Annotated in this window: 8 protein-coding genes and 1 pseudogene; 2 read left to right on the top strand and 7 right to left on the bottom strand. The window is 59.6% G+C overall.

Going from position 1 to position 13,308, the window contains the following annotated elements; translation table 11 throughout:
- Positions 1 to 127 precede the first annotated feature (127 nt).
- The 7 genes and pseudogenes from J2Y83_RS01270 to J2Y83_RS29725 form a co-directional block, all read right to left on the bottom strand.
- Complete coding sequence (locus J2Y83_RS01270) at positions 128 to 925, bottom strand: transporter substrate-binding domain-containing protein (RefSeq protein ID WP_105695026.1); 798 nt, start codon at positions 923 to 925, stop codon at positions 128 to 130.
- 219 nt (positions 926 to 1,144) lie between these two features.
- A complete protein-coding gene (locus J2Y83_RS01265) occupies positions 1,145 to 1,945 on the bottom strand; it encodes a transporter substrate-binding domain-containing protein (RefSeq protein ID WP_253392808.1) in 801 nt (266 codons plus the stop codon).
- Positions 1,946 to 2,131: 186 nt separating this feature from the next.
- Positions 2,132 to 4,704: pseudogene (mdoH, locus tag J2Y83_RS01260) on the bottom strand (glucans biosynthesis glucosyltransferase MdoH); the annotation flags it as partial.
- The gene (locus J2Y83_RS01255; protein ID WP_307513890.1) at positions 4,697 to 6,424 is read right to left on the bottom strand and encodes a glucan biosynthesis protein G; all 1,728 of its coding nucleotides are present in this window, start codon (positions 6,422 to 6,424) and stop codon (positions 4,697 to 4,699) included. The pseudogene mdoH and the gene J2Y83_RS01255, both read right to left, overlap by 8 nt.
- A 266-nt stretch (positions 6,425 to 6,690) precedes the next feature.
- Positions 6,691 to 7,128, bottom strand: coding sequence for a D-aminoacyl-tRNA deacylase (gene dtd / locus J2Y83_RS01250; protein WP_247407480.1), 438 nt, complete (start codon positions 7,126 to 7,128; stop codon positions 6,691 to 6,693).
- Entirely contained in the window at positions 7,125 to 8,096 is a 972-nt protein-coding gene (pip, locus tag J2Y83_RS01245) for a prolyl aminopeptidase (protein WP_247407482.1), read from the bottom strand. The genes dtd and pip overlap by 4 nt, the downstream gene beginning before the upstream one ends.
- Before the next feature lie 152 nt (positions 8,097 to 8,248).
- Entirely contained in the window at positions 8,249 to 8,488 is a 240-nt protein-coding gene (locus J2Y83_RS29725) for a hypothetical protein (RefSeq protein ID WP_373423804.1), read from the bottom strand.
- Between J2Y83_RS29725 and J2Y83_RS01235 the strand changes: the two genes are divergently transcribed.
- A complete protein-coding gene (locus J2Y83_RS01235; RefSeq protein WP_253392806.1) occupies positions 8,487 to 12,791 on the top strand; it encodes an RHS repeat-associated core domain-containing protein in 4,305 nt (1,434 codons plus the stop codon). The genes J2Y83_RS29725 and J2Y83_RS01235 overlap by 2 nt on opposite strands.
- Positions 12,775 to 13,182, top strand: coding sequence for a hypothetical protein (locus J2Y83_RS01230; protein ID WP_253392804.1), 408 nt, complete (start codon positions 12,775 to 12,777; stop codon positions 13,180 to 13,182). The genes J2Y83_RS01235 and J2Y83_RS01230 overlap by 17 nt, the downstream gene beginning before the upstream one ends.
- Positions 13,183 to 13,308 lie beyond the last annotated feature (126 nt).

Raw genomic sequence — 13,308 nt, 5'->3', positions numbered from 1 at the left:
TTGTAGGAGCGAGCTTGCTCGCGAAAAACTCAAAGACACCGCGTTTATTCAGTAAGCCCGCGTTATCGTTGACGGCCTTCGCGAGCAAGCTCGCTCCTACAGAAAGCAGGAGCCATAGGAGCCGGCGTTATTCCATGTCCTTGAGCCACTCGGAACTCTTGAACCACTTGTCATGGATGCGATCGTAGGTGCCGTCGTTCCTGATCTGGTGCAGGAAGTTGTTGATGTAGTTGATGCTGTCGTAGTCGCCTTTCTTCAGGCCGAAGGCCAACGGCTCGAAAGTGAAGGGTTCTTCAAGGAACACCAGCTTGCCGTTACCGACTTTCTTCTCGGCGACGACGTTGTACGGCGCGTCATACACAAAGGCATCGGCCTTGCCGTTGACCACGTCCAGCACGCCTTCCTGTTCGTTGTCGTAGCCGTGGTACTTGGCCTTGGAGATCAGCTTCTTGGCGACCATCTCGCCGGTGGTGCCGAGCTTGGAGGTCAGGCGGTATTTCTCGTCGTTCAGGTCTTTGTAGGACTTGATGGTGCCTTCCAGGTCCTTGCGGATCAGCAGGGTCTGGCCAACCACGATGAACGGTTCGCTGAAGTTCAGGCGCAGGTTGCGTTCCTGGGTCAGGGTCATGCCGCTGCCGATCATGTCGAACTTACCGGTGAGGAAGGCCGGGATGATGCCGTCGTAGCCAGTGGACACCAGTTCCAGTTTGACGCCCATGGACTTGGCCATGGCCTTGAGGATGTCGACTTCGAAGCCGATGATTTCACCGCGCTTGTCGGTCATTTCGAACGGCATGTAGGTCGGGTCCATGCCGACTTTCAGCGTGCCGCGCTTGACCGCATCGTCGATGGCACCGGCCTGAGCCGCATTGGCCGCGACCAGCGCGGTGACGCCGAGCAGCAGCATCGAAAGATACTTTTTCATCATCAAGTCCCCTGAACGATTCTTATGAGGTCGGCGCGCAAAAGGGCTGCACCATTTCGGGGTGCGATCCTAACCCACTCGCTGCCCGGCACAAAGGTTTCACGGGTAATAGTTGTCGAGGTATGTCGGAAAAACCCTACAACACCACGCAGAAGCGCAGGGATAGACACCTTATCGCCCGGCTCAGGCAATGGGTTGATGTGTAAGCACTTATGACTTTCAGTCGACCTCCGCCATCCAATCGGTGTCCTTGAACCACTTGTCGTACAGGCGATCGTAGGTACCGTCCTGCGCCACTTGGTTGAGGAAATGGTTGATCCAGTTCAGGCTGTCGTAATCGCCCTTTTTCAGGCCGAACGCCAGGGGCTCGTAGGTGAAGGGTTGCTCCAGCACCAGCAATGCCTGGTTTTCCGGCCGAGTCATCGCGATCAGGTTGTAGGGCGCGTCATGGATGAACGCATCGGCCGCACCGATCACCACCTGGCGCACCCCTTCCTCCGGCGTCGCGAAACTGCTTAGCCGAGCAGCCCCGAGGAATCGTTGCGCCGCAGCCTCTGCGGTAGTGCCTTCAGTGGTGGCGATGCGGTAGCCGGCGTCGTCCAGGTCCTCGATGCTGGCAACCTTGCCGGCGAGGCGCGGATGCAGCAACACCGTTTGGCCGACCACGATAAACGAGTCGCTGAAGTTCAGCTTGAGGTTGCGCTCCTGCGTGACCGTCATGCCGCTGCCAATCAGATCGAACTTCCTCGCCATCAGCCCCGACAGCAACTCGGTGTACGGCACCGCCACCAGTTCAAGCTCAACCCCCAGGGCGCGGCTCATCGCCTGGAGCAAATCGACTTCAAAACCGACGATACGCCCCTGTTTATCGGTCATCTCGAACGGCACGTAGGTGGGCGTGGTCCCCACTTTCAGCACGCCACGCCGAACGGCGTCGTCCAGCGCGCCGGCCTGCACCAGACCACCGTGAATCAATGCGACAGCGCCCATCAGCAATGCCGAACAATACCTTTTGATCATGAATCCCCCTGTGGTCGAGTCAAATTTCGGGGGGCGATGCTAACTCAGACACAGGCACGGCAATACGCCTCGAACCAGGGACTTTTGTTTCGAAATAACAAGGAGTTAGGGCACAAAGGAAGACGCGGTAAACGCTGTAGGACCAGCGCTTGAGATGCCCCCGAGGAGAACCCTCGGGGGCGTCTGAATCAGGCCGGTTGAGCCTGGGACGACAGCGGTTGCAACGGCAGCAATGGCGCATGCGGATCGGACTTGATCGACTCGCGCCAGGCACCCAACCACTCGGCATGCCCTTCGCTCCAGACCTGCTCGTGCAAGCGGGCCAGGGCCACCGGGTCACTGAGCAAGGCCAGGCGTTCGGCGTTGGTGAGGCCGGCAGGGCCGACTTTCAACGCATAACGCACGCGCTCGCCACGCAGGTACTCGATCGGCTCCGCCTCACGGTGACGCGAGGTCGCCAGGGCGCAGGCCAGGGCGTTCTGCTGCGGGTCGACCACCGAACGCACAAACCCGTCGTTGAGGGCGTGCCAACGGTTTTCGTGGGTGTACTTCTCGGTCGACAGCAGCGCTTGCGGCGGATTGTATTCCTCAGGGATCAGGAACAGGCTCTCGTCACGGGACTTGAGACCCAGCTTGACCCGACTGGAAATCACCGACACCGGGATCGACAGCATCAGCGAACCGACGATCGGGATCAGCCACCACAGGAAGCTCGGGTTCAACCACACCACCAACAGCGCCCAGAGGAAGCCGAGCAGGGTTTGCGGACCGTGGCGCTTGACCGCTTCACCCCATGGGGTGGAGTCGTCGTCACGCTGCGGCGAGTTCCAGGTCGCGGCCCAACCGAGGAACGCGGCGAGGACGAAGCGGGTGTGGAAGATCATCCGCACCGGCGCCAGCAGCATGGAGAACAACATCTCCAGCAGCATCGACATTGTCACCTTGAACTTGCCACCGAACTCTTTCGCGCCCTTGGCCCAGATCAGGATGACGCTCAGCAACTTCGGCAGGAACAGCAGCACGACGGTGGTGGAGAACAGCGCCACCGCCTTGTCCGGATGCCATTGCGGCCACAGCGGGTACAACTGGCGCGGCGCCATGAAGTACTGCGGCTCCATCAAGGTGTTCACCGCCAGCAACGCGGTGGACAGCACCAGGAAGAAGAACCACAACGGTGCCGACAGGTAAGACATCACGCCGGTAAGGAACACCGCACGGTGAACCGGGTGCATGCCCTTGACTAGGAACAGGCGGAAGTTCATCAGGTTGCCGTGGCACCAGCGACGGTCGCGCTTGAGTTCGTCCAGCAGGTTCGGCGGCAGTTCTTCGTAGCTGCCCGGCAGGTCGTAGGCAATCCACACGCCCCAGCCGGCACGGCGCATCAGCGCGGCTTCAACGAAGTCGTGGGACAGGATCGCACCGGCGAACGCGCCTTTACCCGGCAACGGCGCCAGGGCGCAGTGCTCGATAAACGGCTTCATACGGATGATTGCGTTGTGACCCCAGTAGTGGGATTCACCCAACTGCCAGAAGTGCAGGCCGGCGGTAAACAGCGGGCCGTACACGCGGGTGGCGAACTGCTGCATGCGCGCATACAGGGTGTCCATGCCCGACGCCCGTGGCGCGGTCTGGATAATCCCGGCATCCGGCGTGGCTTCCATCAGGCGCACCAGGCTGGTCAGGCATTCGCCGCTCATCACGCTGTCGGCGTCGAGAACGACCATGTACTTGTAGTCACCGCCCCAGCGACGGCAGAAGTCGTCGAGGTTGCCGCTCTTGCGTTTGACGCGACGGCGACGGCGGCGATAGAAGATCTTGCCGAAGCCACCGGCTTCGCGGCACACGTCGAGCCAGGCTTGCTGTTCGGCGATGCAGATGTCGGCGTCGTTACTGTCGCTGAGCACGAAGAAGTCGAAGCGGTCCAGGTCACCGGTCGCCGCGACCGACTCGAACGTCGCGCGCAGGCCAGCGAATACGCGGGGCACGTCTTCGTTACAGATCGGCATCACCAGCGCGGTACGCGCACTCTTCGGAATCGGCTCGTTGCCAGCACTTTTACCGGAGATCCGGTATTTATCGTGGCCGGTCAGCAGTTCGAGGAAGCCCATCAACGCGGTCCAGAAACCCGCCGACACCCAGCAGAACAAGATCCCGAACATGATCAGGATGCTGGTTTGCAGCGCGTAAGGCAGTACCTGGGTAGCGGTTTGCAGCAGGGTCTGGTTGCGGATCTCGTCGAAGTCGACCAGCGACCAACCCTGATACGGCATGATGCCTTTCATGTACCAGCCAGCCACGATGGTCTGGCCGAGCATCAGCACCAGCAGGATGTAGCGACGGATCGAACCGACGGTGCGCCAGCGCGCTGCCGGCAGCACACGTTCGTCTTTCGGCGGCGTCGGCGGGTTGGTGCGACCGGTCAGCCGGCGCCAGCCGCGCACCAGGATATTGGTGCGCCACGGCTCAGGCACAACCTTGGTCCGACGAATCGGCGGGGTGGCCTTGAGGCACACACGGCCGCTGGCGTCGAGCGCCAGCATTTCGGCGTCCTGCAGTTCTTCAGCCGTGCTGAGGGTCAACCGCCGGCCAACCGACGCTTGGGCGGCGTCGACCGGGGCATCGAACGCCTTGGACGACAAACGTTCGTGCAGTTCGCTGAAGGATGTACAGCCCGCCAGTTCGGCGCGCTGCTCTGCGGTCATCGGCAGGTGCGCCAGGTACTCGGACAGAGTCTCTGGCTGGACTTGAGAATTACTCATCGGCAGGCAACTGATAGCTCCAGGTTTCGGTCAGGACTTGCTCGGTCTTGATCGGCTCCGGTGTGGCTGGGGCAGCTTCTGGCTGCTTGGCTTCCTTGTCTTTCTTGGCCTGTTTCTCATGCTGTTTGGCCAGCACTTTGTCGGCTTTGAGTACTTGGGTCGACACCTTCTCGGGCTCAGGCTGCACGATGTCCTGGACCAGGGCCGCACGCATTTCAGTCGGTTTGCCTGCGTCCTTGATCTTCATGCGCAAGGTCAGGCGCCAGCCTTTGGTGTGCGCGTTGTAACGCACGCTGTTTTCGACCAACTCAGCGTTGTCACCCACGCTCACCTGGCTGCGAACCGGCGCGTCCGGCAGCAGTTTCTTCAGGGCCGGACCCTCGAAGTCCACCAGGTACGCCACGCTGCCATCCGGCTGACGGATCAGGTTGGATTGCTTCACGTCGCCGGTGGAACGCAGGGTCTGCTTGACCCAGGCGCTGTCCGGCGAATGGAACGCAGCGTCGTCCAGGGTCCAGTGCAGGCGATAGGCGACCTCCAGCGGCTGGCCGACTTCCGGCAGTTTTTCCGGGCTCCAGAAGGCAACGATGTTGTCGTTGGTTTCATCGGCGGTCGGGATCTCCACCAGGTCGACGGAACCCTTGCCCCAGTCGCCTTCAGGCTCGATCCAGGCGCTTGGGCGCTTGTCGTAATTGTCGTCCAGGTCTTCGTAGTGGCTGAAGTTGCGACCGCGTTGCAGCAGGCCGAAACCACGCGGGTTCTCTACGGTGAAGTTGCTGACCGACAGGTGTTTAGGGTTGTTCAGTGGGCGCCAGATCCACTCGCCATTACCGGCATGGATCGACAGGCCGCTGGAATCATGCAGCTCGCGACGGTAGTTGAGGACCTTGGACGGCTGGTTCGCGCCGAACAGGAACATGCTGGTCAACGGGGCAACGCCCAGCTTGCTGACCTTGTCGCGCAGGAACATCTGGGACTTGACGTCGACCACGGTGTCGGTGCCCGGACGCAGGATCAGGCGATAGGCACCGGTGGCGCGCGGCGAATCCAGCAGGGCGAAGATCACCAGGTGCTTGTCACCCGGCTTTGGACGCTCGATCCAGAACTCGGTGAAACGCGGGAACTCTTCGCCGGACGGCAGCGCGGTATCGATCGCCATGCCACGGGCGGACAGGCCATACACCTGGTCCTTGCCCACAACGCGGAAATAGCTGGCGCCGAGCATGGTCAGGATTTCGTCTTGCTTGTCGCCCTTGTTGATCGGGAACAGCACACGGAAACCGGCATAACCCAACTGCTCGGTGGACTTGGGATCAAATTTGACGTCGCCGAAATCGAAGCGCGTCGGGTCGTATTTGATTTCCTGGACGCTGTCGGCGGTGACTTCGTTGATTTTCACCGGTGTATCGAAGTGCATACCCTGGTGATAGAAGGACAGCTTGAACGGGGTATTCTGATCGGCCCACTCGGCTTTTTCGTTACGGAAACGAATCTTCTGATAGTCAGCGAATTTCATTTCGCGGAATTCGTTCGGCAGATTGCTGCGCGGAGCTTCGTATTTCTGCCCGGCCAGCTCTTTTGCCTTGGCCGACACATCATCCAGACTGAATGCCCACAGTTGACCCGCGCCGAACAGGCAAAACAGGGCGGAGCCCGTCACCAGTGCGTTTCGTAACCGTTTGGCAGACAATTTTGGTGCATTACAGGGACTAACAATCACGAGCAACCCTCGCCGAAAACAGATCAAAAAACCAACGGCCAGCTATCTATATGCCAGGTTGGCGAGCATTGTTCCGACTCCCCTGGGACAAAATGATTCCCCTGAGGCTGTCGGACAAGTCTCTACCTAAGTCAAAAATGGACCAAACAACGCTGATCCCCGTAGCGCGCGATTATCTAGTAGCCCGCGAGACAACGCATCAGGGACAACGAAGTATTTGTAGCGAAACCCTGCGTTTTTAGGCATTAACGTCGTTTTTAATACATTCATGTCTGCAAGAGGAAGGTCACAGGGCCATCATTGACCAAATGTACCTGCATATCCGCACCAAAACGCCCTGACGCCACCTTGCCATGCAATTGTTGCGCTTGTAACAGCAAGTGTTCAAAAAGTGCTGCGCCCAGGGCCGGCGGCGCGGCGGTGGAGAAACTTGGCCGCAGCCCGCTTTTGGTATCCGCCGCCAGCGTGAACTGCGACACCAGCAGCAAACCGCCGCCGATATCCTTGAGCGACAGGTTCATCTTGCCGTCGTCGTCGCTGAACACCCGATAGTTAAGCAGCTTATGCAGCAGCTTGTCGGCGCTCTCGACGGTATCCGCAGGTTCCACGGCCACCAGCACCAGCAAACCCTGGTCGATCGCGCCGACGATTTCGCCCGCGACCTCGACCCGGGCGCCACGCACCCGTTGCAACAGGCCCTTCATGCTTCTTCAGGCGGCAGGTCCAGCAGGCGGCGCGCCATCTCGCCGGTCGCGCGCACCAAGGCATCGGTGATGCCGGGCTCGGACGCCGCATGGCCCGCCTCGCGGATCACCTGCAGTTCACTGTTCGGCCAGGCCTGATGCAGCTCCCACGCGTTATCCAGCGGACAGATCATATCGTAGCGGCCGTGGATGATTACGCCAGGCAGATGGGCGATCTTGTGCATGTCGCGAATCAGCTGGTTGGGTTCCAGGAAGGAATTATTGGTGAAGTAGTGGCACTCGATGCGAGCAATCGACAGCGCACGCTGGGGCTCGGCGAAACGCTCGATCAACTGCGGGTTCGGGCACAGGCCCAACATGCGCCCTTCCCAGGTGGACCAGGCCTTGGCGGCGTGCATCTGGGCAATCTGGTCGTTGCCGGTCAGGCGCTTGTGGTACGCGGTGAGCAGGTCGTGGCGCTCGTCCTGAGGGATCGGCGCAAGGTAATCCTGCCAGTAATCCGGAAACAGGCGGCTGGCGCCTTCCTGGTAAAACCAGCGGATGTCCTGGGGCCGGGCCAGGAAAATCCCGCGCACGATCAAACCATGCACGCGCTCGGGATGGGTTTGCGCGTAGGCCAGCGCCAGGGTCGAACCCCAGGAGCCACCGAACAACACCCATTTGTCGATGCCCAGGTGCTCGCGAATGCGCTCAAGGTCGGCGACCAGGTCCCAGGTGGTGTTGTTTTCCAGGCTGGCGCGGGGGGTGGAACGCCCGCAGCCACGCTGGTCAAAGGTGATGATGTGGTACAGGTTCGGATCGAAATAGCAGCGGCTGTTGGCGTCGCAACCGGAGCCAGGGCCACCATGGATGAATACGACGGGCAAGCCTTCGGGGGAGCCACTTTCATCGACATACAGGGTGTGGGTGTCATCGACGGCCAGATCGTGCCGGGCGTAGGGTTTGATCTGCGGGTACCAAGTCTGCATTGCGCGCTCCGTAGGGGGTCGGGTTCATCCCTGGGGGGACGTCTTTTATTCTGCCGTCTGGCACTATAAACCCGAATTGTGCAATGAGCATGTCCTTGAGCACTTAGACCTGTGTCAGCAGTTCGCTACCCAGGTAAGCCAACAGCCAGCTATCAGTGCCGGTCGCCCTCCTCCACCTCGCTCTGCGCCCGCAAACAGCCATGGACCAGACTTTGGCCGCAGTACAGCAGCGCGTTCACGCCCGTCGCGTGCAGGTGCCTGGCATACGAGTGGAGAGTTTGGCCGATCAACCTCAGGAGCATTCCTACAAGCGCATCGGAAAGTCTCACCTGATCAATACCGCCACTGCGTGATTTGATCCGGGTCTTTTTCAGACACGGATCGTTACGCATGACCGACACGCCTTGGGCTGCCCGCGAGGGCGATGCGCTTCTGCACAGTTCAATGCTGGCCGACGTTTTAGGCGGCGTCCTGGAGATTGCCGCCAATGTGGCCGTGACCGCCTTGGCCACAGCGGCGGTGGTTGCGGCGGCGGGTGTCACCGTGGCGACTGGCGGCCTCGGCTGCGTGGTACTCGGCGCCGTGGTGGGGGCGGTGGTCGGCGTCGGCATGAGCAAAACCGGCGCGGATAAAGGCCTCTCACGCTTATGTGAGTACTTCGCCAATGCCCTGTTTCCTCCCGTCATCGACGCCTTCATCAGCAGCGGTTCGCCCAACGTATTCATCAACGGTAAACCCGCGGCGCGCGCCGCCGGCAAAATCTCGGATGTAATCGCAGCGTCAGAGGGTGAGCCTACTTATCTGGATATTGCTGAAGGCTTTTTCGCTCAGCTATGGCGCCCGACAGTCGCTACGCCGGCCTTGGGCGCCGTGCCTTGTCCTGGCGATAAAGTCGACTGCCATAAACACCCGCCGATGCCAGAGCAATACATGGCCGAGGGTTCCAGTCGCGTCTTTATCAATGGCCAGCCCGCCGTGCGCAGTGGGGATCGCAGCACCTGCGAGGCCAAGGTTGGGACGGTACAGATTTCGCCGAATGTGTTTATCGGCGGCCCACCCGTGGTGGTTCGCGAAATCCGTAGCGGCAAGACGCCCGGTGTCGGGCTGGCGGTGACGGCACTGCTGACCTTGCGCGGCGGTGGCGCGAAGTTCTTCAGCACGCTGCCGTGCATGGCCGTGGGCGGGCTGGTGTCGTGGGGCAGCGGCCAGGTGAGCCATGCGTTGACCGCTGCGGTCGCAGGTTCGCCCAACCCGGTACACAGCGCCACGGGCGCGAAAGTTCTCGACGGTGAAGACGACTTGGACTTCGCCCTGCCAGGCCTGTTGCCTATCGAGTGGCAGCGCTACTACAGCAGCCGGGACGAACGCCGCGATGGCCTGTTCGGCGCCGGTTGGAGTGTGATCTACGACGTCTTCGTCGAGCTGGGGCGGCATCCTGAGGGCGGCGAGCGTCTGATCTACACCGACGAACAGGCCCGGCCGATCGACATGGGCGTGATCCCCCTGGGCGGCGCGGTGTTCAGCGCGGGCGAAGGCCTGAGCGTGCGGCGCCATGCCGACGGGCAGGTGCTGATCGAGAGCGTCGATGGGCTCTACAGGTTGTTTGAGCCTACGCCCGGCAACCCGTCGCACCTGCGCCTGAGCCAGTTAGGGGACCGCAACGACAACCGCATCCTCCTCGACTATGACGCCCAAGGTCGGCTGAGCCGGTTACACGATTCCTTCGATGATGTGCGAATTGAACTGAGCTACAAACTCGGTCGGGTCGAGCAGATCGAACGGCTGTTCCCCGATCAAAGCCGCGAAACCCTCGTCAGCTATGCCTATGACGCTCATGGCGATCTGGCCGAAGTTCGCGATGCTGCCGGGCATCTACAGCGCCGCTTTGCCTACGACAGCGGCCAACGCATGGTCGAGCACCAACGACCTACCGGGCTGCGCTGCTATTACCAATGGGCCTGTGTGGACGACGCCGAATGGCGCGTAGTCCGACACTGGACCAACGAAGGCGACGACTACCAGTTCGACTATGACCTACACGCCGGGATCACGCGGATTACCGATGGCTTGCAACGGGTCAGCACCCGCCAATGGAACCCGCAGTACCAGATCACCGAATACACCGACAACCTCGGCCAAATGTGGCAATTCGAATGGAATGACGAGCGCCAGTTGCTGAGCGCTACCGATCCCCTGGGCGGTCAGTGGAAGTTCGGTTACGACGAGTCCGGCAACCTGTGCGAGACGCAAGATCCGCTGGGCCGGATCGAATCCACCGTGTGGCTGCAGCATTGGTCGCTGCCATTGGTAGAGACCGATGCCGCCGGACAGGCTTGGCAATACCGGTACGACCCGCGCGGCAACTGCGTCAGCGAAATCGATCCACTTGGTCAGACCACGCGCTATCGGTACGACCGCTTCGGCCAAGCAGTGGAAATCATCGATGCCACCGGCAAAAGTAAAAAGCTGCGCTGGAACCCGTTCGGGCAACTGGTCGAGCATGTCGATTGCTCAGGCCACCCCACGAACTTTCGCTACGACGAGCGCGGCTATTTGCAGGTCATCACCGACGCCCTCGGCGAGCGCACTCAATTGAGCTACGACGCTCAAGGACGCTTACTCAGCAGCCAACTGCCGGACGGGCGCACCGAGCAATATCAGCGTGATGCCAGCGGTCAGTTGGTGGGCTATACCGACCCCGCCGGCCACACCACGTTCTACCAGCACAACCGGCGCGGCCAGGTACGCCAGCGCACCGACGCCCATGGCCGGCAGGTGCAATTCGGGTATGACCGCTACGGGCGACTGCAAGCGCTGACCAACGAGAACGGCGAACGTTATCGGTTTGCCTGGGATGCCGGGGATCGGTTGACCGAGCAACAAGACCTTGACGGCAGTGCGCGGCGCTATACCTATGACGCCCTGGATAACCTGACCGCCGTCGAATACGCGCCCTTGAATAATGCGTCTTCCATAGTGCATCGCCTGGAGCGCGATGCCGTCGGGCGCTTGCTGGCGAAAGTAACCGACGACGGTCGTACCGAATACGCCTACAACCCGTTGGACCAACTCACCGCCGTCACTTTCACCGGCAACGATGAGACTACGCAGGCGCTGGCCTTCGCCTACGACCCGCTGGGCCAACTGCTTACCGAACAAAGCGCCGCTGGCAGCCTGAATCATCACTACGACGAACTCGGCAACCTGATCCAAACCCAACTACCCGACGGCCGCTGGCTCAATCGCCTGTACTACGGCAGCGGCCACCTGCACCAACTCAACCTCGACGGCCACGTCATCAGCGACTTCGAACGCGACCGTCTACACCGCGAAGTGCTGCGCACCCAAGGCCAGATCACCACCCGCAGCGAATACGACCGCAGCGGCCGCCTGCGCGCCCGCCAGCGCCGCCACGCCAGCCAGCCCTCGTTGATGCCGGCAGCGGCGCAAAAGCACTTCGAGTACGACCCCGCCGACAACCTGATCGGCCGCCGGGAAGACGAACACCGCGAACTGCTGCACTACGACGCCACCGGCCGCATCATCGCGACCCAGGACAACGTACAAGGCCAACGCGAAACCTTCGCCTACGACGCCGCCGCCAACCTGCTCGACGGCCCACAACCCGGCGCCGGGCTGGTGGTGCATAACAAACTGCTGACCTATCAGGACAAGCGTTACCGCTACGACGGCTTCGGCCGAATGATCGAAAAACGCAGCGCCGCACGAGGTGTGCAGCATTTCGCCTACGACGCTGAACACCGCTTGATCCAAGTGCGCAGCCAAAAAGGCGAGCGAGAAACGGTCGTGAACATGACCTACGACCCGCTCGGTCGACGCATCACTAAAACCGAACACGACAGCCGGGGTTATGCGCTGGGAGAAACCCGCTTCACCTGGGATGGCCTGCGCCTGCTGCAGGAGCATCGGCATAGTCAAACCAGCCTGTATCTCTATGAGGACGATGGCTATACACCGCTGGCCCGGGTTGATGGCGTGGGCGAACACCAGAGCGTGCGCTATTACCACAACGACTTGAATGGGCTGCCGGAGCAACTGACGGAAGCTGATGGGAAAACGGTGTGGCGGACGACTTATCGGGTGTGGGGAAACACGGTAGAAGAGGTGCGTGAGCCTTACTACATTGAAGAGCAGAACCTGCGGTTTCAGGGGCAGTATCTGGATCGGGAGACGGGGCTGCATTTCAATACGTTCAGGTTTTATGATCCGGATATCGGACGATTCACCACGCCTGACCCGATAGGGTTAGCGGGCGGATTGAATCTATATCAATATGCTCCGAACCCTTTCGGGTGGGTCGATCCCAAAGGATTGGCGTGCAGTACCTACAAGGGAAAACTGAATCAAAAAGCATCGCAGATGCACGCACTAACTAAAGGTTCAAAAGAGTGGAAGCAAGCGGTTGCAGATAGCAAGATGGCTATGGCAAATGGGGGGAAGTTTCAAGTTAAGGTGAAATCAAGCTCAGATGCAAAATTTTTCTTGAAAGAATCGCAAGGTAATATGAACCGTTACAAGGCTCATACCCAAAGCGCCCGCGCCGACGGTGTAGCAAAATACCCAAAAGGTTACGAGCAGCATATGGCTCCAGAGGGCGGCTTCGGGGATACACCTCACATCAAGTGGTATAAAAATGGAGGGGATGGTCATATTTTTTATGACATCCCAAACTAAAATGAAAAACAGCTATCGCTTTGAAAAACTTATAAAGTCGGAATTGGGCCCAACCGAAAGTAGGGAAGATATCTACTCAATGATGCAAAATCCGATACTGTACGGGGATATGGTAAAAATTTTCGACTCGCTTGCAGATATGAAGTCATATTTAAATTCGGACTGCTACTACGTGGCACATAATTTAACCGCACGCAAAGGAAAAAAAACAATCTTCAAAGGAAGGCTGTATAAAGCAAAAAAGGACGACTTGTTGAATTTTATTTTTGAGGCCATAGATTCAGATGAATTGAGGGAGTTATTAATTTCTCCAACCCAAGCACATCAAAAGAGAAAAGTATTCTACTGCTCGGAAGATGTATTTTACATGTACACAGAAAAACAAGTCTAGACTGAAGACAGTCTCTGTATAAAGCGACAGAGACAGCAAAATGAATATTACTTAATAGCAAACGGACGAGAAACGGGACAGATTTATTTAACAATGACCTACAAGCCGGAACCACACGGATTGATG

Origin of the sequence: Pseudomonas marginalis, assembly GCF_024169655.1 — a bacterium.
In the GTDB taxonomy this organism is placed as follows: Bacteria; Pseudomonadota; Gammaproteobacteria; order Pseudomonadales; family Pseudomonadaceae; genus Aquipseudomonas; species Aquipseudomonas paraveronii.
This window is presented reverse-complemented; position numbering and strand designations above follow the sequence as displayed.

Bases quoted from the DNA above. Each gene is read 5' to 3' on its own strand.
- J2Y83_RS01265 (WP_253392808.1), bottom strand. From the start codon at position 1,945: ATGATCAAAAGGTATTGTTCGGCATTGCTGATGGGCGCTGTCGCATTG.
- J2Y83_RS01270 (WP_105695026.1), bottom strand. From the start codon at position 925: ATGAAAAAGTATCTTTCGATGCTGCTGCTCGGCGTCACCGCGCTGGTC.
- J2Y83_RS01230 (WP_253392804.1), top strand. From the start codon at position 12,775: ATGACATCCCAAACTAAAATGAAAAACAGCTATCGCTTTGAAAAACTT.
- J2Y83_RS29725 (WP_373423804.1), bottom strand. From the start codon at position 8,488: ATGCGTAACGATCCGTGTCTGAAAAAGACCCGGATCAAATCACGCAGT.
- pip (WP_247407482.1), bottom strand. From the start codon at position 8,096: ATGCAGACTTGGTACCCGCAGATCAAACCCTACGCCCGGCACGATCTG.
- J2Y83_RS01235 (WP_253392806.1), top strand. From the start codon at position 8,487: ATGACCGACACGCCTTGGGCTGCCCGCGAGGGCGATGCGCTTCTGCAC.
- dtd (WP_247407480.1), bottom strand. From the start codon at position 7,128: ATGAAGGGCCTGTTGCAACGGGTGCGTGGCGCCCGGGTCGAGGTCGCG.